The organism is Halobacterium wangiae, from assembly GCF_021249345.1.
Taxonomy (GTDB): domain Archaea; phylum Halobacteriota; class Halobacteria; order Halobacteriales; family Halobacteriaceae; genus Halobacterium; species Halobacterium wangiae.
In genome coordinates, this window is sequence record NZ_CP089588.1 from 2,188,380 (window position 1) to 2,211,659 (window position 23,280).

Annotated in this window: 24 protein-coding genes; 9 read left to right on the forward strand and 15 right to left on the reverse strand. The window is 68.8% G+C overall.

All coding sequences use genetic code 11. The features are described from left to right. Window positions 1-456: an MGMT family protein gene (locus tag LT965_RS11480; protein ID WP_232700939.1), complete on the reverse strand. Its 456-nt coding sequence runs from the start codon at window positions 454-456 to the stop codon at window positions 1-3. An 84-nt stretch (window positions 457-540) separates the two neighbouring features. Here LT965_RS11480 and trpC point away from each other — a divergent pair, with 84 nt between their 5' ends. From trpC to LT965_RS11500, 4 genes are read left to right on the forward strand one after another with little or no spacing between them, the layout of a single operon-like run. Next, window positions 541-1,308, forward strand: coding sequence for an indole-3-glycerol phosphate synthase (trpC, locus tag LT965_RS11485; RefSeq protein WP_232700940.1), 768 nt, complete (start codon window positions 541-543; stop codon window positions 1,306-1,308). Continuing rightward, window positions 1,305-2,597: a tryptophan synthase subunit beta gene (gene trpB, locus LT965_RS11490; protein ID WP_232700941.1), complete on the forward strand. Its 1,293-nt coding sequence runs from the start codon at window positions 1,305-1,307 to the stop codon at window positions 2,595-2,597. The genes trpC and trpB overlap by 4 nt, the downstream gene beginning before the upstream one ends. Then, complete coding sequence (trpA, locus tag LT965_RS11495) at window positions 2,594-3,424, forward strand: tryptophan synthase subunit alpha (RefSeq protein ID WP_232700942.1); 831 nt, start codon at window positions 2,594-2,596, stop codon at window positions 3,422-3,424. Before trpB ends, trpA begins: the two co-directional genes overlap by 4 nt. 24 nt (window positions 3,425-3,448) lie before the next feature. Then, complete coding sequence (locus LT965_RS11500; protein ID WP_232700943.1) at window positions 3,449-4,246, forward strand: 2-amino-3,7-dideoxy-D-threo-hept-6-ulosonate synthase; 798 nt, start codon at window positions 3,449-3,451, stop codon at window positions 4,244-4,246. A gap of 17 nt (window positions 4,247-4,263) precedes the next feature. Here the strand turns inward: LT965_RS11500 and LT965_RS11505 are convergent, their stop codons facing one another. Beyond that, window positions 4,264-6,123, reverse strand: a complete 1,860-nt coding sequence (locus LT965_RS11505; protein WP_232700944.1) for a S9 family peptidase — start codon at window positions 6,121-6,123, stop codon at window positions 4,264-4,266. Between the two features lie 2 nt (window positions 6,124-6,125). Then, window positions 6,126-6,656 (reverse strand): hypothetical protein, encoded by a 531-nt coding sequence (locus LT965_RS11510; RefSeq protein WP_232700945.1) that lies wholly within the window; start codon window positions 6,654-6,656, stop codon window positions 6,126-6,128. A gap of 125 nt (window positions 6,657-6,781) precedes the next feature. Between LT965_RS11510 and LT965_RS11515 the strand changes: the two genes are divergently transcribed. Next, window positions 6,782-7,948 carry a 3-dehydroquinate synthase II gene (locus LT965_RS11515; RefSeq protein ID WP_232700946.1) on the forward strand — a complete coding sequence of 389 codons (1,167 nt, stop codon included), beginning with the start codon at window positions 6,782-6,784 and terminating at the stop codon, window positions 7,946-7,948. 686 nt (window positions 7,949-8,634) lie between these two features. On the opposite strand, the gene LT965_RS11520 is transcribed toward LT965_RS11515, so the two are convergent. The 3 genes from LT965_RS11520 to LT965_RS11530 are packed head-to-tail and all read right to left on the reverse strand — an operon-like array spanning window position 8,635 to window position 10,769. Then, complete coding sequence (locus tag LT965_RS11520; RefSeq protein WP_232700947.1) at window positions 8,635-9,072, reverse strand: DUF7575 domain-containing protein; 438 nt, start codon at window positions 9,070-9,072, stop codon at window positions 8,635-8,637. 42 nt (window positions 9,073-9,114) lie between these two features. Further along, window positions 9,115-9,780, reverse strand: coding sequence for a type I 3-dehydroquinate dehydratase (locus LT965_RS11525; protein ID WP_232700948.1), 666 nt, complete (start codon window positions 9,778-9,780; stop codon window positions 9,115-9,117). Window positions 9,781-9,815: 35 nt separating this feature from the next. After that, the gene (locus LT965_RS11530) at window positions 9,816-10,769 is read right to left on the reverse strand and encodes a transcription initiation factor IIB (RefSeq protein WP_232700949.1); all 954 of its coding nucleotides are present in this window, start codon (window positions 10,767-10,769) and stop codon (window positions 9,816-9,818) included. 137 nt (window positions 10,770-10,906) lie between these two features. On the opposite strand from LT965_RS11530, the gene LT965_RS11535 reads away from it, so the two are divergent. Both LT965_RS11535 and LT965_RS11540 read left to right on the forward strand, forming a co-directional pair. Next, window positions 10,907-11,617, forward strand: coding sequence for a cobalamin-binding protein (locus tag LT965_RS11535; protein ID WP_232700950.1), 711 nt, complete (start codon window positions 10,907-10,909; stop codon window positions 11,615-11,617). Window positions 11,618-11,642: 25 nt separating this feature from the next. Then, window positions 11,643-12,140 carry a DUF84 family protein gene (locus tag LT965_RS11540; RefSeq protein WP_232700951.1) on the forward strand — a complete coding sequence of 166 codons (498 nt, stop codon included), beginning with the start codon at window positions 11,643-11,645 and terminating at the stop codon, window positions 12,138-12,140. Here the strand turns inward: LT965_RS11540 and LT965_RS11545 are convergent. Then, a complete protein-coding gene (locus tag LT965_RS11545) occupies window positions 12,137-13,972 on the reverse strand; it encodes a flippase-like domain-containing protein (protein ID WP_232700952.1) in 1,836 nt (611 codons plus the stop codon). The genes LT965_RS11540 and LT965_RS11545 overlap by 4 nt on opposite strands. Window positions 13,973-14,269: 297 nt before the next feature. On the opposite strand from LT965_RS11545, the gene LT965_RS11550 reads away from it, so the two are divergent. Further along, window positions 14,270-14,509, forward strand: a complete 240-nt coding sequence (locus LT965_RS11550; RefSeq protein ID WP_232700953.1) for a DUF7123 family protein — start codon at window positions 14,270-14,272, stop codon at window positions 14,507-14,509. A gap of 204 nt (window positions 14,510-14,713) precedes the next feature. Here the strand turns inward: LT965_RS11550 and LT965_RS11555 are convergent, their stop codons facing one another. The 5 genes from LT965_RS11555 to pyk form a co-directional block, all read right to left on the reverse strand. Continuing rightward, entirely contained in the window at window positions 14,714-15,319 is a 606-nt protein-coding gene (locus tag LT965_RS11555; protein ID WP_232700954.1) for a winged helix-turn-helix transcriptional regulator, read from the reverse strand. Window positions 15,320-15,407: 88 nt separating this feature from the next. Beyond that, entirely contained in the window at window positions 15,408-16,553 is a 1,146-nt protein-coding gene (locus tag LT965_RS11560) for an SPFH domain-containing protein (RefSeq protein ID WP_232700955.1), read from the reverse strand. 39 nt (window positions 16,554-16,592) lie between these two features. Beyond that, a complete protein-coding gene (locus LT965_RS11565) occupies window positions 16,593-17,120 on the reverse strand; it encodes an NfeD family protein (protein WP_232700956.1) in 528 nt (175 codons plus the stop codon). A 32-nt stretch (window positions 17,121-17,152) separates the two neighbouring features. Continuing rightward, a complete protein-coding gene (locus tag LT965_RS11570) occupies window positions 17,153-17,323 on the reverse strand; it encodes a DUF7312 domain-containing protein (protein WP_232700957.1) in 171 nt (56 codons plus the stop codon). Window positions 17,324-17,371: 48 nt separating this feature from the next. Beyond that, window positions 17,372-19,105 (reverse strand): pyruvate kinase, encoded by a 1,734-nt coding sequence (gene pyk / locus LT965_RS11575; RefSeq protein WP_232700958.1) that lies wholly within the window; start codon window positions 19,103-19,105, stop codon window positions 17,372-17,374. Between the two features lie 102 nt (window positions 19,106-19,207). Here pyk and LT965_RS11580 point away from each other — a divergent pair, with 102 nt between their 5' ends. Further along, window positions 19,208-19,495: a GYD domain-containing protein gene (locus tag LT965_RS11580; protein WP_232700959.1), complete on the forward strand. Its 288-nt coding sequence runs from the start codon at window positions 19,208-19,210 to the stop codon at window positions 19,493-19,495. A gap of 156 nt (window positions 19,496-19,651) precedes the next feature. On the opposite strand, the gene metG is transcribed toward LT965_RS11580, so the two are convergent. From metG to LT965_RS11595, 3 genes are all read right to left on the reverse strand, one after another. Next, window positions 19,652-21,703, reverse strand: coding sequence for a methionine--tRNA ligase (metG, locus tag LT965_RS11585; RefSeq protein WP_232700960.1), 2,052 nt, complete (start codon window positions 21,701-21,703; stop codon window positions 19,652-19,654). Window positions 21,704-21,955: 252 nt separating this feature from the next. After that, window positions 21,956-22,639: a LiaF transmembrane domain-containing protein gene (locus LT965_RS11590; RefSeq protein ID WP_232700961.1), complete on the reverse strand. Its 684-nt coding sequence runs from the start codon at window positions 22,637-22,639 to the stop codon at window positions 21,956-21,958. Between the two features lie 55 nt (window positions 22,640-22,694). After that, window positions 22,695-23,258 carry a YqaA family protein gene (locus LT965_RS11595; protein WP_232700962.1) on the reverse strand — a complete coding sequence of 188 codons (564 nt, stop codon included), beginning with the start codon at window positions 23,256-23,258 and terminating at the stop codon, window positions 22,695-22,697. Window positions 23,259-23,280 lie beyond the last annotated feature (22 nt).

Sequence of the window (23,280 nt, forward strand, 5' to 3'; positions counted from 1 at the left end):
TCAGGACTCGAGGTCGCGTAGTCGGCGGAGCACCCGGTCGGGTGCGCCGCTGGGGGCGTTCCGGACGCGGTGGTCGGGGACGAACAGCGGCACCGGGTTCTCCGCGAGTGCAGTGCGTGCGAGCTGGCGGTCCTCCTCGCTGTCCGGGTCGCGACCCGGCACCATCGTCAACAGCGTGTCGACGGTGATGCGGTCGCCGTACGGGACGCTCCGAACCGCTTCGAGGACGCCACGCTGGTCGGTGGGGACGGTGAGTCCGACCGCGACGTCGTCGAAGTCGTCCGCTGCGCCGTCGAGGTAGGCGTCGACGCGGTCGAACAGCGGGTGGTCGTCGCGCGCGTCCTCCGGGGGTTCCTCGGGGAAGGAGACGCTGACGACGCGGTCGCCCGCGACGCCGAGCTGTACGTAGCAGTCGAGGAACGCCGATTCGTGGGCGTAGATGCCGGCCGCGGCCATAGTCCACTCCTGGGCCCTCGCGTCCTTGTACGTTCGCCACGCGACACAAGTCTTATGTACAGACTAGGCCATCAATGAACAACAATGAACGAGACAGCGGAGTTGGCGCCCGCGGTGCGCTCCATCCTCGACGCCGCCCGGGAGCGCGACTTGCCCAGCGGCCGGGTGTCCGTCGCGCCGCGGTCGCTGCCGGACGCGTTCGCCGCGGCGGAGGCGGACGGGCGCGTCCCGACGATCGCCGAGGTGAAGCCGACGAGTCCGACGACCGAGGGCGAGCGGAGCGGCGACCCCGCCGCGCTCGCTCGCGAGATGGTCGCCGGCGGCGCGGCCGCCATCTCGGTGCTCACCGAACCCGAACACTTCGGCGGGACCACGGACGACCTGGCGGCCGTCCGAGCGGCCGTCGACGTGCCCGTCCTCCGGAAGGACTTCCTGCTTCGCGAGTCGCAACTCGACGCCGTCGAAGCCGACGTCGTACTGCTCATCGCGCGGTTCCTCGACGACGACCTCTCCACGATGCTGGACGCGGCCCGCGAGCGCGGCTTCCAGGTGCTCGTGGAGGTCCACGACCTCGCGGAACTCGAACGCGCCGTCGACGCGGGCGCGACGCTGGTCGGCGTCAACAACCGCGACCTCGCGGAACTCACCGTCGACCTCGGGACGTTCGAGCGAGTCGCACCGCGCGCGCCCGAGGCAGTCACGCTACTCGCCGAGAGCGGCGTCTCGACGCCCGCGGACGTCCGGCGGATGCGCGAGGCAGGAGCGGACGGACTGCTCGTCGGAAGCGCCATCATGGACGGCGCCGAAGACGGGACCGTGACCGAGCAGACGCGACGGATCGTGAACGCATGAGCCGAGAACAGCCAGCAGACGACGGGACAGAGGGGAAGTTCGGCGACTACGGCGGTCAGTACGTCCCGGAGGTGCTGATGCCCGCCGTCGAAGAACTCACGGACGCCTACGAGCGCTACGTGCTCGACAACGAGGACGGCTTCGTCGACGACCTCCGGAGTCGTCTCCGGGAGTTCGGCGGCCGGCCGACGCCGCTGTCGTACGCGGCGAACCTCTCGGAGCGCTACGGGTTCGACGTCTACCTCAAGCGCGAGGACCTGCTCCACGGCGGCGCGCACAAACTGAACAACGCGCTAGGGCAGGTGCTGCTCGCGAAGTACATGGGCAAAGAGCGCATCGTCGCGGAGACGGGCGCCGGCCAGCACGGCACCGCGACCGCGATGGCCTGCGCGTACCTCGACGTGCCCTGCGAGATATACATGGGCCGGACGGACGTGAACCGCCAGCGGCCGAACGTCTTCCGGATGCGCATCCACGACGCCGAGGTCAATCCGGTGGACGTCGGGTCGGGGACGCTCAAAGAGGCCATCAACGAGACGATGCGCGACTGGGCGACGAACGTCGAGGACACCCACTACGTCATCGGGAGCGTCGTCGGCCCCCACCCGTTCCCCGCGATGGTCCGGGACTTCCAGTCGGTCGTCGGCGAGGAACTGCGCGCCCAGAGCCGCGACCAGCTCGGCGAACTCCCGGAGGCCGTGATCGCGTGCGCGGGCGGCGGGTCGAACACGATGGGCGCGTTCGCCTCGTTCGTCGGGAGCGCCGAACTCGCGGGGGCGCCGGAGGGAGCCCAGGAGCCCGCACCCGACGTCGACTTGCTCGCCGTGGAGGCGGGCGGCTCCAGCCTCGACGTGGACGCCGACGCGGGCTACGCGCCGAACTCGGCGAGCCTCTCGACGGGGACCGAGGGCGTGCTCCACGGCGCCCGCACCAAACTCCTCCAGACCGGTGAGGGTCAGATCGTCGAGTCCCACTCTATCTCGGCTGGTCTGGACTACGCGGGCGTCGGCCCGGAACTCGCCCACCTCGTGGACACGGGACGCGTGACGCCGGTGAACGTCGACGACGACGCGGCGCTCGAAGCGTTCCACCGACTCTCCCGGGAGGAGGGCATTATCCCCGCGCTCGAATCCAGTCACGCCGTGGCCTACCTGGAAGCGTACGAGGGCGACGGCCCCGTCGTCGTCAACGTCTCCGGGCGTGGTGACAAGGACCTCGACACGGTAATCGAGGAGTCGACGGCCCGCGACCTCGACACCGCGCCGACGATGGAGGTGTTCGAGGAGTGACTCGCAGCGACCTCCGGGCGGCGTTCGAGGACGGCCCCGCGCTCGTCTCCTACGTCGCGGCGGGCGACCCGAGCGCGGCGGCGAGCAAGGCGTACGTCGAGGCGCTCGTCGAGGGCGGCAGCGACGTAATCGAACTCGGCCTCCCGTTCTCCGAACCGGTCGCGGAGGGCCGGACCATCCAGCAGGCCATCAAGCGCGCGCTCGACGCCGGGATGACGCCGGAGGCGTATCTCGACCTGGTACGCGACCTGGACATCGACGTGCCGGTCGTCTGCATGACGTACTACAACCTCATCTACCAGTTCGGTCCCGAACCCGGACCGGAAGCGTTCGTCGAAGCCGCTGCGGAGGCGGGCATCTCGGGGTTCGTGGTGCCGGACCTCCCGGTCGACGAGTCCGGCCCGCTTTACGAGGCCTGTCGCGAGCACGGCCTCGACCTGGTGTTCATCGTCGCACCGACGACGACGCCCGAGCGCCTGGAGCGACTGCTCGACCGGACGACGGGGTTCGTCTACGTGCAGGGGCGCCTCGGTACGACGGGCGCCCGCGACGAGGTCAGCGACGACACGCCCGCGTCGCTCGAACGCCTCCGGGACGCCGACCTCCCGAAGGCCGTCGGGTTCGGCATCTCGTCGGGCGAGCAGGCCCGCGAGATAGTCGCGAGTGGCGCCGACGGCGTCGTCGTCGGGAGCGCCTACGTGGACATCGTCGCGGAGGGTGTAGCGGATGACCGACCGACGGCCGAGGTGGCCGACCGCATCGAGGCGCTGGCGCGCGAACTGAAGCAGGGTGCACTCGATGCAGTGCCGGAACCGGAACGCAAATAGCGGACCGTTTGCTACTCACTACCAATGACAGCAGCTGGGAACACAGCGAGGCTAGACCGGATCGGTCGTGACGGCCGCTTCGTCACGATCCCGATGGACCACGGGCTCACACTCGGCGCAGTAGACGGGCTCGTCGACATCGAATCGACCATCGACGCGGTGACGAAGGGCGGCGCCGACGCCGTCCTCACACAGAAGGGAATCGCGCCGCGCGTCCACCCCAACAAGAACGACGCGGGCTACATCGTCCACCTGAACGGCTCGACGACCATCGGCCCGGACGCCAACGACAAGCGCCTCACGGGCACCGTCGAGGAGGCCGTGCGCGCTGGCGCCGACGCCGTCTCCTTCCACATCAACGTCGGCAGCGAGCACGAACCCGACCAGATCACGCAACTCGCGGAGGTCTGCGACGACGCCGAACGACTCGGAATGCCCGTGCTGGCGATGGCGTACGCGCGCGGCCCGGGCGTCGACGAGCACGACGCCGAGAACCTCGGGCACGCCGTCCGCCTCGCCGAGGAGGTCGGCGCGGACGTCGTGAAGACCGCCTACTCCGGAGACAGCGAGAGCTTCGAGCGCGTGGTGGAGTCCACCAGCAAGCCGGTCATCATCGCGGGCGGCAGCCCGAAGGGGGACCGTGCGACGCTCCGGAACATCCGGGGGGCGATGGACGCGGGCGGCGCCGGCGTCTCGATGGGTCGCACCGTCTTCCAGCACGAGGACCCGGGCGCGATGGCGAGTGCCGTCGCGGCCGTCGTCCACGACGACGCCACCCCCGAGGAGGCGCTCCGCGTCGCTGGCCTCCCGGTCGAAGCCTGATTCACTCCGGTCTCTTCTCAGAGCCGACGGTCGAGGAAGTCCGTCAGTAGCGCGAGCGGCGACTCCTCGTCGGCGTTCGCGCCGAAGTGGCCGCTCCCGTCGAGTTCGCGGTACTCGAAGGCCGCGCCCTCGCCCTGGTCGTACCCCCGTTCCAGTAGAGCGTCGCGGAAGTTGCGAGCCTGCGAGACGGGGACTCTCGGGTCGTTCGTACCGTGGACTAGCAGTAGCGGCGCGTTGAGGTTGCCGGCGTGGGTGACGGGACTGCGCTCGCGGTAGAGATCGGGGTTCTCGTCGGGCGTGCCGAGGTGTGTCTGGAGGAACCCCGAGCGGAACTGCGGCACCGTGTTCTCGTACATGTCCGGGAGGTCGGTCATGGCGACGACGCCGGCGCCCGCGGCGTACAGGTCGGGGTACTGCAGTAGCTGCCAGAGCGCCGAGAACCCGCCGAAGGAGCCACCGTAGACGGCGACACGGTCCTCGTCCAGCCAGTCGTACTCGGCGAGGACGTGCTCGACGGCGGTGGCGACGTCGCCCTGCTCGGCGCCGCCCCAGTCACCGTGCAGCGCCCGGGAGAACGCACGACCCCGGCCACTGGAGCCGCGGTAGTTCACCTGGAGCACCGCGTACCCGCACTGGCAGAGGTACTGGGCGCGCGAGTCGAACGCCCGGCGGTTCGAGAGGTGCGGGCCGCCGTGCGGGAAGACGACCAGCGGTGAGGGCCGCGCGCCGGCGTCGTAGAACAGCGTCCCGACGTCGAACGTCTCGTACGGGTCGTGTTCGACCGCCCTGGCGGGCGTCTCCGGAGTCCCGTCCGAGGCGACCGTCTCGTAGACGGGTTCGACGAAGTCGGCTGGCTCGTAGGGCCCGTAGTCGCGCTCGAACACCGGCTCGTACTCGTCGGTCGCGAGGTCGTAGACGAGCAGTTCCGGCCGCCGGGTCGGCGTCGTGTACACGACGAGGATGCGGTCGTCGTCGACGACGCGGGTCGCGCGACGACCGAAGCGAGCGACGCCGTCGGGCAGGTCGAGTTCGCGCCCCTCGCCGCTCTCGACGTCGTAGACGACTGGCGTGGTGGTGGCGGCCCGTTTCCGCGTAGCGACGAACCGCTCGCCGTCGGGCAGGAAGAACTGGGGCTCCTCGACGTAGTCGGCGTTGCCGAACCACTGCACGTCGTCGGCCGCGAGGTCGTAGACGCCGCAGCGCGTGACGCCCGTCGCGTCGTCCGAGACGAGCAGTTGCTGGTCGTCCGGTCCCCAGTCTTTCGGGGACGACGTGGACCCGCGCTCGCCGAGTTCGACGACGCGCTCTACCTCACCGTCGGTGTTGCAGACATGCACGTCGCGGTTGTCGGGGTCGCCCGTGTCGTTGCCAGGGTAGGCGACCCGCGTGGCGTCGGTGGAGAGGATCGGCCGCCAGACCGGGTAGCCGGCGTCGGTCAACCGCGTGCGGTCGCCGGACGCCAGGTCGTGGAGGTAGGCGTCCATGTCGCCCTCGTGGTTCGACCTGACGAGCAGCGTCTCGCCGTCAGGCCCGACTGCGCGGATGGTCGTGGTGCCGTCCGTCTCGACGACTGGCTCCGTCTCGCCGGTCGCGTCGACGGTGTACACGTCGCGGCGCTCGCCGCCGTCGCTGTCGTCGTGGTGGTAGAGGACGCGCTCGCCGTCGGCCGTCCACGCGAGGGGCCAGAGGTTGCTCGCCGGCGCCTCGCCGTCGGTGTACTGCTCGCAGTCGCCGGTCTCCAGGTCGAGGACGTGGACCTCGTTCCGGCCGGTGGCGTCGTAGTAGAACGCCACTCGGCGGCCGTCGGGGGAGACGGTCGCCTGCGTCAGTTCAGGGAGCAATTCGAGGGTCTCCGGGGAGGGATTCGTGTCGGTCATCGTCAGTTGCCGAGATCCAGCGAGTCGGCGTTCTCGACGAGCCACCTCGCCTGGCCGACCTGCTGGTTGAACTTCTGGAGGTGTTTCGAGACGTCGCCGCGGTAGTTCGGGCCGCGGTCGCCGGTCGCCTCGACGATCTCGCTGTAGCTGAGTCCCTGCTCGCGGAGCGCGACGACCTCCGCGCGGCGCTCCGGGATTCTGTGGTCGGCGAGTTCCATCGCGCGCTCGTCGGGCGTCTGGTCGCGGACGAGCAGCGAGTGGCCGTCGTCGTCGACGTCGTGGACGTGGAGGACGGTGTAGCCGTCGAAGAACCAACGGTTGACGTAGACGCCCGCGTCGGGGTCGTGGCGCTCGTGGTCGGCGCCGTAATCCTCGATGGGGTACACCTCGAAGTCGAGGCGGCCCTCCGGTGTGTCGAGGTCAACTCCGTTGGACTCGGCGTGGCCGTCGCTTGGGTCGACCGGCACCTCGCCGTGGTCGGCGAGCGCGGCGAGCAGGTCCGTCGCTGGTCGCTTTCGGTCTGGATTCGGCATCGCGCTGGTGTTGGCTAGACGAACCCAACACCAAAAGTGTTGGCTCGTGTAGTCAAACAGCAGGGCGTCTCGCAAGACCGGTCCCCTCCGGTACGTTGAAGGCCGCGTGCCGTCTCCTTCCGCCAATGACACGGTCCGTCTGGCTGAAGGCCGACGACGCGGTCGGCGACTGGGAGACCCGGAAGCGACGCATCACCGCCGGTCTGGAGTCCGGCGTGGACTGGGTGCTGGTCGACGAGGACGACGTCGAGCGGGTCCGCGAACTCGGCGCCGTTAACGTGGCGGCGTTCCGGGCGGACGACGTGGACGTCATCGACGAGGCCGACCCGAACGAGGACGCCGAACCCGACGCGTGGGTCGTCGGGAAGGGTGGCGAGGGCGACGGCACCGTCGACCTCCCCACCGACTTCTCCGGGAGCGCGGACCTCTCGGCGCTCCGCCGCGGGAACGCCGACGCGGGCTACGTCCACATCCTCGGCGAGGAGTACGAGTCGTTCGCGGAGGCCGCCGCCGAGGACGCCGAGTACACGCTCGTCGTGGGGAAGGACTGGACGATCATCCCGCTGGAGAACCTCATCGCGCGCATCGGCGAGGAGACGACGCTCGTCGCGGGCGTCGAGTCCGCCGAGGAGGCCGAGACGGCCTTCGAGACGCTGGACATCGGCGCGGACGCCGTCCTCCTCGACAGCGACGACCCGGACGCCATCCGGCGCACCGTCGCCGCTCGCGACGCCGCCGAACGCGAGCAACTCGACATGTCGTGGGCGACGGTCACGGCCGTCGAGGAGGCGGGGAGTGCGGACCGCGTCTGCGTCGACACCGGGAGCCTGATGGAGGACGACGAGGGGATGCTCGTCGGGTCGATGTCACGCGGTCTGTTCTTCGTCCACGCGGAGACGGCGGAGTCGCCGTACGTCGCCTCGCGGCCGTTCCGCGTCAACGCGGGCGCCGTCCACGCCTACGTCCGCACGCCCGACGGCGGCACGAAGTACCTCGCGGAACTCACCAGCGGCGACGAGGTACAGGTCGTCGACCGCGACGGCCGTACCCGGGCCGCGGTCGTCGGTCGTGCGAAGATCGAGAAGCGCCCGATGTTCCGCGTGGAGGTCGAGACGGAGGCCGGCGACCGCATCGAGACGCTGCTCCAGAACGCCGAGACCATCAAGGTCTCCACACGTGAGGGCCGGACGGCCGTCACCGACCTCGAAGCCGGCGACGAAGTTCTGGTCTACCTGGAGGAGGGCGGGCGGCACTTCGGGGAGGCCATAGAGGAGCGCATCATCGAGCAGTAACAGTAGTTGCCACTGCGGTTTCTATGTTCAGAGTCGAGGATGAAACAGACGCTCGATACTAATTCGGAGCGAGCAGTAGTTCATTGATCCTCAAGAAGGAGGACACTGTAAATGTCGCCCTCGAATCGGACATAATAGCCGATAGGACCGTCGGAACCGTTGTATAGCTCACGACCCCCAAATTGGTCTGCCAACGTCGACACTTCGTCTGACGACAGGACTCGGCCAGTCCGCTCTCCTGATTCAGATGCATTCCGCAGTTCTGACTGGAGAATACCTGCATCTGTGTCCTGCACCTCAGAAGACGGGATAACAGTCGCGTTTTCCGGTGCGTCAGAGACGGGCACCACCCGGAGGGCTCCTCCTCTGTCTACTGGCTCGGTGGTTCGATTTGTATCCCCAGGCATCGAACAACCGGCCGTCACCGAGACGAGGAACAAACAGCCGATCAGTACCAGGCCCCTATATCGATAACCCATACTATACTGTCACATCAGCTTCATTCTCAATGTACTCCATAGTGTTTCCGGCGGAATAATCACGGGGAGCGTCTGCCACACCCTTTGCGTGTATCACTCCCTCATCCAACCCCTCAGTCAGATTGTTCGCACAATCACGTCGCAATCTGGTGTTTCAATTTCAGACGGCCAACCAAACAAAGAAATCGCGCTAGCAACTACCGGTACCTACTCGACAGTCGCGTCCTCGGGACTCTCCCGTTCGAAGCGCATCGTACACCACGGACAGAAGTCGAGTTCCGCGTCGAGTTCGCCGCCGCAGTTCGGACAGTTCTCGGCCGCCGCCTCGCCCGCCATCGCCTCGGCGGCCGCCTTCGCGGCGGCGTCCCGGACGGCGACGAGGTAGGCGTCGGCGACGTTCAGCGCGCGCACCGCGAGCAGGCTCAGCGTCACTTCGAGCCCGAAGCTCTCGCTGGCCTCGAGGAGGCCCTCGACGCCGTTGGCGTCGAACGCCTCGAAGGCCGAGGGTGGGACGACGAGCGCGGCGGTAGCGGCGGCGAGCACGAACCACGCCAGCGCTCGCAGCCACCGCCGGAGGTAGACGTGTCCTAACCCGGGGTAGACGAGGCCGAGCACGGCCGCGAGGACGCCACGTCGGTTGACCACAGTTACCTCACCTCGGCACCCCGTACTCCTAAACCCACCGAACTACTGGAGGTCTGCGACGAGTTCGCGGAGCGTCGCGGCGTCGTACTGTCCGGGCGCCGTCGCGTCCGCGGCGTCGACCGGCGCGTAGCCGATTCTCGACCCGTACAGCGGCGCGACGGCGCGCGTGTGACGCCCCGCCTCCCCCATCGCCATCGTCGCGACGGTCATGCCAGCCGCGCTGTACTCGTGAGTCACTCGCAGCAGGTCGAGTGCGTCACCCCGGTCCTCGGCGGTGACCGCGAGTTTCCCGACGTCGCCGAGCGAGCACGCCTCGCCGAGCGTCTCCGCGAGGTCCGAGAGCTCCGGCGTCCCCTCGAAGTCATGGGCGGAGACGATCGTCGTGGTCTCCGTCGAACGGGCGGCGGCGAGCGCCTCCGCGCCGTCGTCGGTGAGCGCGGCGAGTTCGATGTCGACGGCGTCCACGCAGTCCATGCGTGCGGCCTCGGAGAGTGCGTCGATGCGGCCCGAGTCCTCGGCCTCGCCGCCCTCCCACTCGGGTCGGTTGGTGGCGATGAGCGGGAGTTCGCCGTCGTAGTCGTCGAGCGCCTCAAGCGGGTCGCTCGCCAGGTCCATGCGGAACTCGACGGCGTCCGCCTGCTCGCGGGCCGCCGCCTCGTCGGCGAGGTCCGAGACGCTCGCCGCGAGCACGAAGTCACTGAAGTCCATACCGCCCACACTCGTGGCCAGCGGGAAAAACCTCTCTAGACCGGAATCGTCTCTTCGGCCTCGAGGAGTTCGTGGTAGCGGTTGCGGATGGTGACCTCGGAGATGTCCGCGACCTCCGAGACCTTCGCCTGCGTCGTCTTCTCGTTGGTGAGCAGCGCGGCGGCGTAGACGGCGGCCGCGGCGAGGCCGACCGGCGACTTGCCGGAGTGGACGCCCTTGTCCTTGGCCGTCTTCAGGAGTTCGCGGGCGCGGTGGGAGGCCTCGTCGGAGAGCTCCAGCGAGGACGCGAACCGCGGCACGTAGCTCTCGGGGTCCGCGGGCGCGACCTCCAGGCCGAGTTCGCGGATGACGTAGCGGTAGGTGCGCGCGATCTCGGCCTTCTCGACGCGGCTCACGTCCGCGATCTCGTCGAGGCTGCGGGGCACGCCGGCCTGGCGCGCGGCGGCGTAGACACAGGAGGTGGCGACGCCCTCGATGGAACGACCCGGCAGCAGGTCCTCTTCGAGCGCGCGGCGGTAGATGACCGACGCCGTCTCGCGGACGCTGTCCGGGAGGCCCTGGGCGGACGCCATGCGGTCGATCTCGCCGAGTGCCTGCTTGAGGTTGCGCTCCTTGGCGTCGCGGGTGCGGAAGCGCTCGTTCCACTTGCGCAGGCGCTGCATCTTCTGGCGCTGGTTGCTCGACAGGGAGTTGCCGTACGCGTCCTTGTCGCGCCAGTCGATGTTCGTGGACAGTCCCTTGTCGTGCATCGTGTTCGTCGTCGGCGCGCCGACGCGGGACTTCTGGTCTTTCTCCTTGGAGTCGAACGCGCGCCACTCCGGCCCGCGGTCGATGCCGTCCTCCTCGACCACGAGGCCGCAGTCCGCGCAGACCGACTCGCCGTGCTCCTCGTCCTCGACGACCAGCCCGTCGCACTCTGGGCAGCCGTCCGTCGTCTCCGTCTCGTCTGTGCGCTCCCGCTCTCGGGAACGCAGGCGTGTGTCTGTCATGTGGCGTACATCCCCCGGAAAACCGGATGAGTCGTGGACAACTCGTTAGCCCAAAGCTCACTTAATGGTTCCGGAGACGTGGCGTCCGAAATCGCCAGAACACGTCAACTTTTACCACGCAACCCGAACGGTCGTTCATGCACGTCGTCTCGCTCGCGCCGAGCGCCACCGCAACGGTCGCCGCACTCGACGGCGCCGACAGATTGGTCGGCGTCACGACATATTGCCGTGTGGAGGCGCCGGTGGTCGGTGGGTGGCTCAACCCGGACTACGACCGCGTCGCCGACTACGACCCCGACGTCGTCCTGACGAGCGACGACCTCCAGCGCGATATCCGGGACGAACTCTGCGACCGCGGCTTCGACGTTGCCCACGTCGAACCGTCGACGCTCGACGAGGTACTCGCGTCGTTCACCGAGATCGGGGCGGCCGTCGGACTCCCCGACGCCGGCGAGCGACTCGAGGCCGAGAGCCGCGAGCGCGTCGCGGCAGTCCGTCGCGACGCTCCCGACGACGGGCCCGTGGTCTACTGCGAGGAGTGGTCGGACCCGCCGATGGCGGCGGGCAACTGGGTGCCCGACGTGGTCGAGGCTGCCGGCGGCCGCTACCCGTTCGTCGACGCCGGCGAGCGCTCCCGAGAGATCGACGGGGACACCGTCGAACACGCCGACCCCGGCCACGCCGTCGTCCACGTCTGCGGGAAGGGAGAGCGGGTGGACGCGGACCCCGCCGCCCGCTGGGGCCTGGACGCCGACGTCCACGTCGTCGACGACAGCCTGCTCAACCAGCCGAGTCCCCGACTGCTCGACGGCCTCGAGACGCTCGCGGCGACGCTCCGGGACGACTAAGGGCCACCGTCCCCCTCCACTCTCCATGCGAGTAGCAGTCGGTTCGGGGAACCCGGTGAAGCGTGCAGCCGTCGCGGCGGCGCTGCCGGACGCGACGGTCGAGGCCGTCCCGGTCGACAGCGGCGTCCCCGAGCAACCGTGGGGCGACGACGAGACGGTCGAGGGGGCACGCAACCGCGCGCAGCGAGCGCTGGGCGAGGGATACGACCTCGGGGTCGGACTGGAAGGGGGAGTGCACCAGCGGGGCGGGTCGCTCTTCCTCGTCATGTGGGCGGCGGCGACGGACGGCGAGCGCATCGAGGTCGGCGGCGGGCCGCGACTCCGACTCCCCGACGACGTGGCCGGACGGCTCCGCGACGGCGACGAACTGGGTCCCGTGATGGACGATCTCCTCGACACGTCGGGCGTCGCGGAGAATCAGGGCGCGGCGGGCGTCCTCACTGCCGGGACGACCGACAGAACAGAAGCGCTCCGGACGGCGGTGGCGGGCGCGCTCGGACCGTTCCTCACCGAGTACTACTAGTCCTCGGCCGACGGCGTCTCGGCGTCGAGGTCGCGCTCGGTGCCGTCGACGGCCTCGGTCAGGGAGACGTTCAGCGACATCATCGACGCCGCACCGCCGGCGACGGTGACGAGGTTCTTCACGATGTGGTCGACGATGGCGACGCCGACCGCCGTCCCGAAGGCGACGGGGAGCAGCGTGGAGACGATCGCCGCGAACGCCGCCTCGTAGATGCCGATACCGCCCGGCGGACCGGGGATCACCTTCGCGAGGTTGCCGACGCTGACGGCGAAGAACCCCACCGCGAGCAGGCTCACCAGCGAGAGGTCGAGGCCGAACGCGAGGAAGACGAGGAGCGCGGTCGCCACGTCGATGGTCCAGATGAGAACGCTCGACGCGCCGATACGGGCGAACGCGGGGCCGTCGCCGGCGACCTGCTGGATGTCCCCGACGAAGGACTCGAAGACGCTCGCGACGAGTTCCGTGTACGAGTCGTCGCTCGCCCAGTTGACGACACGGCGCACGTAGTTCGAGTCCGAGCGCGCGGACCAGACGATGGCGACGACGGACGCGATGGCGAGCGCGCCGACGACGGAGGCGACGACGACCGCCTGCTGGACCGCCCGTGACTCCTGGCCGGCCAGCCCCTGGCCCGACGCGGTCGCCGCGAGTTCGGCGAGCGTCGACGGCGAGAACGCCGCGAGCGCGACGAGCACGCTGCCCGCGAGCACCGTGATGGTGAGCAGGTCGAAGACGCGCTCGACGGCCAGCGACGCGAACCCGGTCGTGTAGGGGACGCTGCGCCGGGCCTTCACGACGTACGCGCGGATGGCGTCGCCGGCCCGCGCGGGGATGACCAGGTTCCCGGTCTGACTGATGAACACCGCGCCCGTCAGGAAGCCGACACCCTCCCGGTAGCCGAGTTCGGAGAGGATGTCGCGGTAGCGGAGGCCGCGGAGCGGCCAGGAGAGCAGGTAGACGGCGGCGCCCGCGCCGACGAGTGCTGGGTCGGCGTTCGAGACGGCGTCGACGAACGCGTCCACGTCGATGTAGACGAACATCAGCGCGAACGCCGCGATCGAGAGCAGCGTGCCGACGACCATCCCCGTGCGGCGGTTGGCGTACGGGCTGACGGAGAACTCCCAGAAGCAGCGCAGGATCTGGCTCCCCATCCCGAAGACGTCCCGCACGAGGTCGACCTTCGAGTCGCCCTTCGGCTCCCAGTCTACGGCGAACTCCTTCACGCGGAAGCCCCGGCGCTGGGCCCGCACGAGCATCTCCGTGTCCCAGAACCAATGTTCGTCCTCGACGTCGTCGACCAGCGACTCGAAGGCCTCGCGGCTGAACGCCTTGAACCCACACTGGTGGTCGCGGAGGCCCGAACGCAGCAGCGTGCGCACTGAGAGGTTGAACCCCCGCGAGGGAACGCCGCGCTTCGCCGGGCGGTCTGCGGTGTTGTCGGGCATCCACCGCGACCCGGTCGCCACGTCGTACTCGCCCGAGCGCACGCTCTCGACGAGTTCCTCCAGGTGGCGCATGTCCGTCGCCATGTCCGTGTCGAAGTAGACCAGCGTGTCGCCGCGGGCGTCCGCGAACGCGGCGTTCAGCGCGCCGCCGCGCCCGAGTCGTTCGTCGCTGTGGAAGTGTTGGACGCGGTCGTCCGCGGCCGCCAGGCGGTCCGCGATGGCCGGCGTCTCGTCCTCGCAGCCGTCCTCCGCGACGACCACTTCGTAGCTACCCTCCGGGAGGAACCCGCCGAGGGTGTCGAGTGTCGTCCGCACCGTCGTCTCGATCGTGGCCGCCTCGTTGTAGGCGGGGAGGACGACACTCACCTCGACGGCGGAATCGCTCATTGGTCAAGCAGTCGGCTCGAAGCCTGTAAGTACCTTCTGTCTCAGTTCGGCCGCTGCCGACCGAGGACGGGCGGTAGCGGGCTGTACGTCGAGTGAGCCACCACTACCAGCGACGTAGTTACCAGCTACCGGCGAGTAGGCGTCTCGAACTGCGTAACCGGTTGTTAACCGCACCTACCAACCGGGGTGGTCCCCGGGCCAAACGCCCACCCCTCGAACGACGAAAAACGCAAGACAGAAGCGAGTTTTACCGCCCGTACCAAATCCCTCTTGGGTGGACAGTACGACCCTACGAGTATGAGCGCGACTGCCGCGGCGACGGCGTCACTCACCCCCAAACAGCACCGCATCCTCGACTACCTGCGGGACCACGCCGACGAACGGACCTACTTCAAGTCACGGCTCATCGGCGACGAACTCGAACTCTCCGCGAAGGAGGTCGGCGCGAACATGCCCGCCATCGAGAACGGCGAGTTCGACGTGGACGTCGAACGCTGGGGCTACTCCTCGAGCACCACGTGGAAGGTCGAGGCCTGACCCGGCCGTCCCACCCCACCACCTCGTTCCGTCCCGGTTCCGGGCCCGTCATCCACCCGGAGCCACCCTGGATGCTCGCAGCGTCACGCTCTCGGCGGTCACCCGCCACAGTATCTGTCACTCGCGGTCCACCCGGACCGCGGTCGTTCTTCACCGTCCAGCGCCGCTGCTGTGCGACCGTGTCACGGGAGAACTGCCGACCGCTCAGGGGTCGTAGGAGAGCAGGTCGGCCGCTTCGCCGGCGAACTCCGCGGCGTTCGCGTCGAAGGAGTCGGCGTACCGCACGAGCAGCGTGACCAGGGTCTCGGGCTCCTCGATGGCGTAGCCGTCCGCTCGCGAGAGGAGGCCCGCGTCCTCTAGCTGGGCGGCGTACTTGCTGACTGTCGCTCGCGAGACGTCGAGAGCTGCGGCGATATCGCCGCCAGTCGCGTCGGGGTCCCGGAGCAACTCGACGACCATCCCGCGCGGGGTGTCCCGGCGGAGGTAGCCCAGCGCGCGGCGCTCGAACGGCGAGAACCGGCCCGCGGGGTACAGCCGGCGGTAGTCGCCGTCGCGCTCGCTCTCGACGACGCCGTCGTCGAGCAGGCGCTTGAGGTGGTGCTGGGTCTCCCCGGTGCCGAGTTTGAGGTCGTCCCGGAGCTTCGAGAAGTGCGCACCCGGCGTCGTCGTGAGGTAGCCGGTGATGGCGTCACGGACGTCGCTGTCGTCGCTGGCCTGCGCGTCGTCGCCAGCGAACCGGGTCAGCGGGCTCGCTGCGCCGACGGCGGCGAACCGACGGAGCGTCGAGCGCTTGTCCTCGTCGATGCCCATTCGACTCCGGGTAGGTGGTCCGCAGAGAAAAGGGTTCGGTACGCTTGGACTACCGGGCCAGTACGGGACTGGCGGGAGGAGGGACCCGTCAGGTGCTCGACTCGTCGCTGTCCTCGGCGTCCGTTCCGCCCTCGAGTTCGGCGTCCATCTCGTCGATGACTGCGTCGGCGTCCTTCAGGCCGGCGTCCTCGCCGCGCTGGACGGCCTGGGCCTGCTCCTCTAGTTTCGCGGGGTCGACGTCCGCCTCCTCGCTGATCTGGTTGAGGATCTCGTCGATGTCGTCGAGACCGATGAGCTCCCGGGTCTCCGCGTCGAACTCGAGGCTGCCGAGTTCGGTGCCGTCGCCGGTGACGTCGCTGCCGGCGAGGTGCTTGCCGTAGCGGCCGACGAGGCTGGACAGTTCCTGGGGGATGACGAACGTGTTGGATTCGCCGTCGCCGATGCCCTCCAGGGTCTCCATGCCCTTCTCGATGATGGCGCGCTCGCCCATCGATTCGGCGGACTTCGCGCGGAGCACCGTGGAGATGGCGTCACCCTGCGCCTCGAGGATCTGGGACTGCTTCTCACCCTGTGCGCGGATGATGTTGGACTGCTTGTCACCCTGGGCGTTCTCGATGGCGGACTGGCGTTCACCCTGGGCCTCCAGGATCATGGCGCGGCGGCGGCGCTCGGCGCTGGTCTGTTGCTCCATCGCCTTCTGGACCTCCTGGGAGGGGTTGACCTCACGGACCTCCACGCTCTCGACGCGGATGCCCCACTCGTCCGTGGGTTCGTCGAGTTCCGTGCGGATGCGGGCGTTGATCTCCTGGCGCTTGTTCAGCGTGTCGTCGAGCTCCATGTCGCCGAGCACCGCGCGCAGCGTCGTCTGCGCGAGGTTCGAGACGGCGGTCTTGTAGTTGTCGACCTCCAGGAACGCGCGCTTGGCGTCCCGCACGCGGATGTAAACGACGGCGTCGGCGGTCACCGGCGAGTTGTCGCGGGTGATTGCCTCCTGCCGGGGCACGTCGATGGTCTGCGTGCGCATGTCGAAGGTGTACGTGCGCGAGACGAACGGCGGCACGATGTTGATACCCGGTTCGAGCAGACCGCGGTACTCCCCGAACACCGTTAGCGCCTTCTTCTCGTAGGCGTCGACGATTCGGACCGTCTGGTAGACGACGACCGCGAGGAGCAGCAACAACAGTAGTCCGACGGCGGTTACCACCGCGCCGCCGGTCTGGAGTGGCGTGAACATCGACTAGACCGTTCGGCGAACGGACAATAAGGCTGCCGCCTACGCGGCGTCGCTCTCCTCGCGCTCCCGGTCGAGTTCGCGGTCGATGCCGTCCTCGCCGTCGACGGATTCGACGGTGACGATGTTGCCGCCGCCCGGGTCGACGACGACGATGTTCTCGTCCACCGGGATGACCCCCGAGATGGAGCGCGCGCCGTACGACGAGTCGAACCCGCCCGACTCGAGTTTCACGCGGCCGGACCGCGTGGTCACCTCCTCGACGACGTACCCCCGTTTCCCGCGGAGGTCACTGGAGTCCTGTGTCTGCCCGCGTCCCGTCCCCTCGTACAGTTCGTAGTAGCGGTAGACGTACAGCGCTCCCAGGCCGACGCCGAGCACGATGAACGCCAGGACGAACGGCGTCGCCGCCGCCGGGACGAACAGCCCCACCAGTCCGGCCACTAGCAGCGCCACACCGATGACGATGAAGTGTGCGCCCGGGGCGAACGCCTCGAAGATGCAGAGCCCCACCCCGACGACGAGGAGCACGAACGACAACGACTGTCCGAAGATCGTAACGCCGGTCATACGGGGAGGTTAGGACGGCACTGGGAAAACCGTTACCCGAAGACGAGCAGTCCGATGACGCCGAGCATGAACGCGACGCCCAGCAGGAAGAAGACGACGTTCTCGACGCTGGGCGACCCCGGTTCTATCCTGTCGACCTGGGGCTCCGCGTCCGGGCCTACCTCGTCGAGGTCGTACCGCCACGACCCGTCGTTGTCCGCCATACAGACGCTTGACCGCGGACGCTGAAAAACTCGTGGGTCCCCCGTCGGTCAGCGGTCGGCGGCGTACACCACGCCGCGCTCGCCGTCTACCGTCACCGGAGTGTCCGTGGGAACTGCCGCGACGTCCACGTCGCCGACCATCGGGACGTCGAGTTCCCGCGCGACCATCGCCGGGTAGCCGGTCAGCCCGGACTGCCCGCTCACGATGGCCGCGACCTTCGAGAGGTCGCCCCCGAACTCGTCGTCGAACGCCGAATCCAGCACGAGGACCGCGCCCTCCGGCACGTCGGAGAGGTCGCCGTCGTCGAGGTGCGTCGCGACCCCGGTCGCCCGGCCGTCGACGACCGAACGGCCCGACGCCAGCGTCTCCGCGGCGACGTGGACCTTCAGCGTGTTCGTCGTGTTCGCGCCCTCCAGTTCGGTCATCATCCCCACGAGCACGACGACCGTGTCGCCGCTCGCGACCAGTCCGGAGTCGACGGCCGCCTGCACCGCGTGCTCGACGACGGTGGTTGCGTCGCTGTCGACGACCTCCGCGTACTCCGCGTGGACGCCCCAGTTGAGGCCGAGCTGGCGCCTGACGCGGTTCGAGGGGGTCGCACAGACGACTGGCACCCGCGGCCGGAACTTCGCGGCCTTCCGCGCGGTGTACCCCGACTCGGAGGCGACGACGACGGCGCTCGCGTCGATGTCCCGTGCGAGGTACCGCGCCGACCGTGCGAGCGCGTCGGTCTTGGCCGCGCCGTCGGCGACCGGCACGCGCTGCTCCTGGAGTTCCGCGTACTCGTCGCTGGCCTCGATCTGGCGCACGATGCGGTCCATCGTCTCCACCACGCGCGTCGGGTTGTCGCCGACCGCCGTCTCCGCGGAGAGCATCACGGCGTCGGTGCCGTCGAGCACGGCGTTCGCGACGTCGGAGGCCTCCGCACGGGTCGGCCGCCGCGCGTGCACCATCGAGTCGAGCATCTCCGTCGCTGTGATGACCGGGACGCCCGCCTCGTGACACCGCCGGATGATGCGCTTCTGGATCATCGGCACGTCCTCCATCGGGCACTCCACGCCGAGGTCCCCGCGCGCGACCATCACGCCGCTGGCGGCCTCGACGATGCCGTCGAGGTTCTCCACCGCGCCCCGTCGCTCTATCTTCGCCACGATGGGGATGTCTGCACCGAACGACTCGACGACCCGGCCCACCTCCAGGACGTCCTCGGCGTCCCGGACGAAACTCGCGGCGAGGTAGTCGACGTTCTTCTCGGCGGCGAACTCGATGTCGCGGCGGTCCTTCTCGGTCACCACGTCGAGGCCGAGTTCCGCGCCCGGCACGTTCACCCCCTTCTGGCTGCCGAGGTCGCCGCCCGACTGGACGCGCGCGAAGACGGCCTCTCCCTCGACCCGCTCGACGACCGTCTCGATCCGCCCGTCGTCGAGCAGCACGCGGGTCCCCGGCTCGACCGCCGCGACGCTCGTCGAGAGCCCCACGGTCGCGCCAGTCGTCTCCCCGTTCGGTACGAACTCGACGACGCTCCCCGTTTCGAGGTGGACCGGCGACTCGGTCGCCGCGGTCCGTACCTCCGGCCCCTGCGTGTCCAGCATCACCGCCAGCGGCTTCTCGGTCACGTCGTCGACGCGGCGCGCGGTGTCGACGAGCGCCGCCCGGTCCTCCAGCGTCCCGTGACTTGCGTTCACCCGGGCGACGGTCATCCCGGCGTCTGCGAGCGCCCGCACCGACGCCTCGTCGTCGGTCGCGGGCCCCAGCGTACAGACGATCTTGGCGTTCCTCATTGCCGGGCGTACGCCGCCCCCCGGGAAAAACCCACGTGAGTGGGAGGAATCGACGCTTCCCCCGCCACAGCGGTTTTCACGCCGGCGAGCGAACAACGAGGTATGCAGACGTACGCCGCCATCGCCACCGTCGAAACCGGCGAATTCCAGAACGCGCAGGAGCTCGCGTCCATCTGGGGCGACCTCCGCCAGGACCTCGAGACCCAGGAGTGCGAACTCCGGGACGCCTACATCCTCCTGGGCGAGAGCGACGTCCTCATGATCTTCGACGGGCCTGACCGACAGGCGGTCCTCGAGGCCTCTATCGCGGCCCAGCGCTACGGTATCAACATGAAGACGATGGAGGCCATCGACGTCGAGGACCTCGGGGAAGTCGTCGAGGACGTCTAGGACGCACGGCTTCCAGCACTCGCGGATGCCAGCGCGCGCTACGTAGGTTCAAGTATGAAGCCGGGACCATCCCGGCGCGTGACCTGAGAATCGCCCGGTGCGCTCGGATTCGGTAGCGCGGCGTCGCGCACCGGTGCCGTCCGCCGCCTGTTCGCCCTACCTGACCTTCGTGCCGGGGACGCTGTCGCCGTGGGTCGTGAGGAGGTCGGCGTCCTCGCCCGCGGCGAGCACCATCCCGTTGGACTCCACGCCGAACAGCTCCGCCTTCTCGAGGTTGGCGACCACCACGACCCTCGTGCCGGGGAGAGCGTCGAGGTCGTGGAGCTGTTTGATGCCGGCGACGATCTGGCGGACCTCGTGGCCGATGTCGACCTCGAGGCGTGCGAGGTCGTCCGCGCCATCGATGCCCTCGGCGGACTGGATTTCGCCGACGCGCAGGTCGAGGCTCTGGAACTCCTCGAAGCCGATGCGGTCGTCGGCGAGCGCTTCGAGTTCGACGTCTGGGTCGTCGTTCACGTCCTCGTCGTCGGACTCATCGCTACTGGCAGCTTCGATCTTCTCCTGGAGCGTCTCGTCTAGCTCCGCGACGCGCTCGTCCTCGACCTTGGTGAACAGCTCCGCGGGCTCGCCGAACTCCGCGGGCGGTTCCTGCAGGCAGTCGGCGACAGTGGCGTCTGCTGCGGCGCCGTCCTCCCCGAGCTGGGTCCAGATCTCCTCTGCCTTCTCCGGCGTGAACGGATGGAGTAACACGGCCACTGCCTTCACGAGCTGCACGCAGTCGCGGATGACCGGCGCGGCCGCCTCGTCGTCGAGCTTCCAGGGCTCGTTGCGCTGGATGTACTCGTTGCCGAACCGGGCGAGTGCGACCGTTCGTTCGCCGGCCGTCCGGAGGTCGTAGTCGTTCAGCGCGTCCTCGTAGTCGTCCATCGCCTGCGCGATCTCGGTCTCCACCTCGTCGGAGAGGCTGGCCTCCGGCGTCCCGCCGAAGTTCCGGTTCGCGAACAGCAGCGCGCGGTAGACGAAGTTGCCGACGACGTCCGCGAGCTCGCTGTTCACGCGTTCGGCGAAGCGGTCCCACGAGAAGTTCACGTCGCGTTCGAACCCGCTGGCGGTCGTCATGTAGTACCGCAGCAGGTCCGGGTGGAACCCTTCGTCGAGGTACTCCTCGGCCCAGATGGCGCGGTTCTTCGACGTCGAGAGTCCCTTCCCGTCGATGTTCACGAAGCCGGTCGCGCAGACTGCCCGTGGTTCCGTGTAGTCCGCGGCCTCCAGCATCGCCGGCCAGTACACCGTGTGGTGCTGGATGATGTCGCGGCCGATGACGTGGACGATCTCGCCGTCGCCGTCCTTCCAGACGGACTCCCAGTCGACGTCGTCCGTGCGCTCGCTGTACTGCTTCGTCGCGGAGACGTACTCGATGGGGGCGTCCACCCAGACGTACAGTACGAGGTCCTCGGCGCCCTCGCCGGGGTAGTCGATACCCCAGTCCATGTCCCGCGTGATACAGAGGTCCTGCAGTTCGCCCTCGATCCACTCGCGGGGCTGGTTCTGGGCGTTGCTCGTCCCCTCCACGCGGTTTATGAACCCCTGGAGGTGCTCCTGGAGCGCCGAGAGACGCAGGAACTTGTGCTCGCGGCGGCGGTACTCCGCGGGGTTCCCGGTGATGGTCGAGACGGGGTCCTCGATCTCGCCGGGTTCGAGGTGGCGCTGGCAGCCCTCGTCGCACTCGTCGCCGCGCGCGTGCTCGCCGCAGTACGGACACGATCCCTCGACGAAGCGGTCGGGCAGCCACTGGTCGGCCTCCGGGTCGTAGGCGACGTCGATCTCCTTTTCGTGGACGTAGCCGTTGTCCTCCCACGCGCGGACGAACTCCTTCGTGAGCTCCGTGTTCGTCTCGTCGTGGGTGTGACCGTACTGGTCGAAGTCGACGTTGAACCGCGGGAACGTCTCCAGGTACTGCTCGTGGTGCCGGAGCGCGAACTCCTCGGGACTGACCCCCTCCTTCTCCGCCTCGACCGCGATGGGGGTGCCGTGCATGTCGCTGCCGCAGACGTAGACGGCCTGCTGGCCGAGTTTGCGGAGCGCTCGCGTGAACGCGTCTGCACTCACGTAGCCGCGCAGGTGGCCGATGTGGAGGTCGCCGTTGGCGTACGGCAACCCACAGGTGACCACCGCCGGGTCGTCCGTTGGGTAGTCCTCGTAGCTCATACTCCCTCGTTCTGCCGGCGCGGGCCTAAAGCCCGCTGATTGTGTCGTGACATTCCTGTTTCCGGTGGCGTGGCTGGCGGACGGTGCTGACGGAGAGAACGGGGTTCACGCCCGTCCGGCGGCCACATGAGGGCCCGGAGACGGGCGGTCCACCCGTGGACGGCACTATCGCTGCATGCGCATCGAACACGTCGGCGGATGGACCGTCCCGGTCACGACCGGGGGTTCGCACCGCCGGGCGAAAAGCGTTACTCAGCGTTCGACGGTGACGCCGCCGAACAGCGCCAGCCCCGTCACGACGAGGTCGACCCCTTCCCCACTGCGGCTCGGTGGACGCGTGTCCTCGCTGCCGCCGAACAGCCCCAGCACGTCCATGTCGACGGTCCAGTCGTCGGGGACGTGGATCTCCGCGCCACCGAACAGGACGATGCACTCGACGGACGCCGGCGGGTCCGCGACGTCGGCGTCCCGGAGGTCCAGCTCCGCGCCGCCGAACGCCACCACGACGTCGCCACCGCGGAACCCCGGGCCGGAGATGCGGCGCTCGGTCCCGCCGAAGAGGGTGACCGAGGAGACGGTGCCGGCGTCCGTCTCGCCGACGTCGACGCCGTGAGATCGGCGCGACCGACCGATCAGGAACAGCACGCCGAACAGGACGACGAACAGCGGCCACCACGTGCCGAGCTGCTGGTCAGTGACGAATCCGAGGTTCTTCGCCAGGTAGGTCCCCGCGACGGCGATAACCATCACCGGGCCGGTGAGGTTGCGGAACCGGCTGCGGAGCAGTGCCCACACGCCGAGCAGCACGAACAGGCCGGGGAAGAAGTCCCACAGCGAGTCCGTGGGGACGGCGTCCGTCGTCGTCAACAGCAACAGCACACCGACGAGGATGATGAGGGCACCCGTCGTCGTCCGGTCCGAACTCAGACGTGACATGGCCCAGGAGTGAACGCCACTCGACATAACCGTTGTCCAACAGTCCAGGGGTCGCTCAGACGACGAACAGCGCGCCTTCGAGGAACAGGATGGTGACGACGAGGCGGCCGACGCTGCCGGTGAACGTGGCCGCGGCGAACTTCCCGTACTCCTTCTCGATGACGGAGAAGGCGTAGATGGAGAGCGTGTCCGGGAAGCCGGGGACGGAGAGTCCGAGTGCCATCCCGGTGTAGCCGTACCGACGGACGAGTTCGACCATGCGAGCCTTCGACCACGCGACCGGGTCGAAGCCGAGTCGTCGCACCGCTCGCACGACGAGGCCGGAGTGGCTAGCGCCGTAGCCGACGTACAGCGCGACGACGCTACCGAGTGCCTTCCCGGCGCCGCTGACGATGACGACGACGGCGACGAGCAGGGGCCCCGGGACGCCGAGTCCGAGCGTCGCACCTTCGGCGCAGACGTACCCGGCGGGACAGAGCACGACCTCGCTGGGGAGCGGGAGGACGAACGCGATGAGGAACGAGTAGACGAAGATGACGGCCAGGCCGCCCGGACCCGACGCGGCGCGGACGGCGCTCTCGAACGTCTGGAAGTCGATGCCGAACAGGAGGGCGTTCACTGTCAGATACTCACCCGCGAGT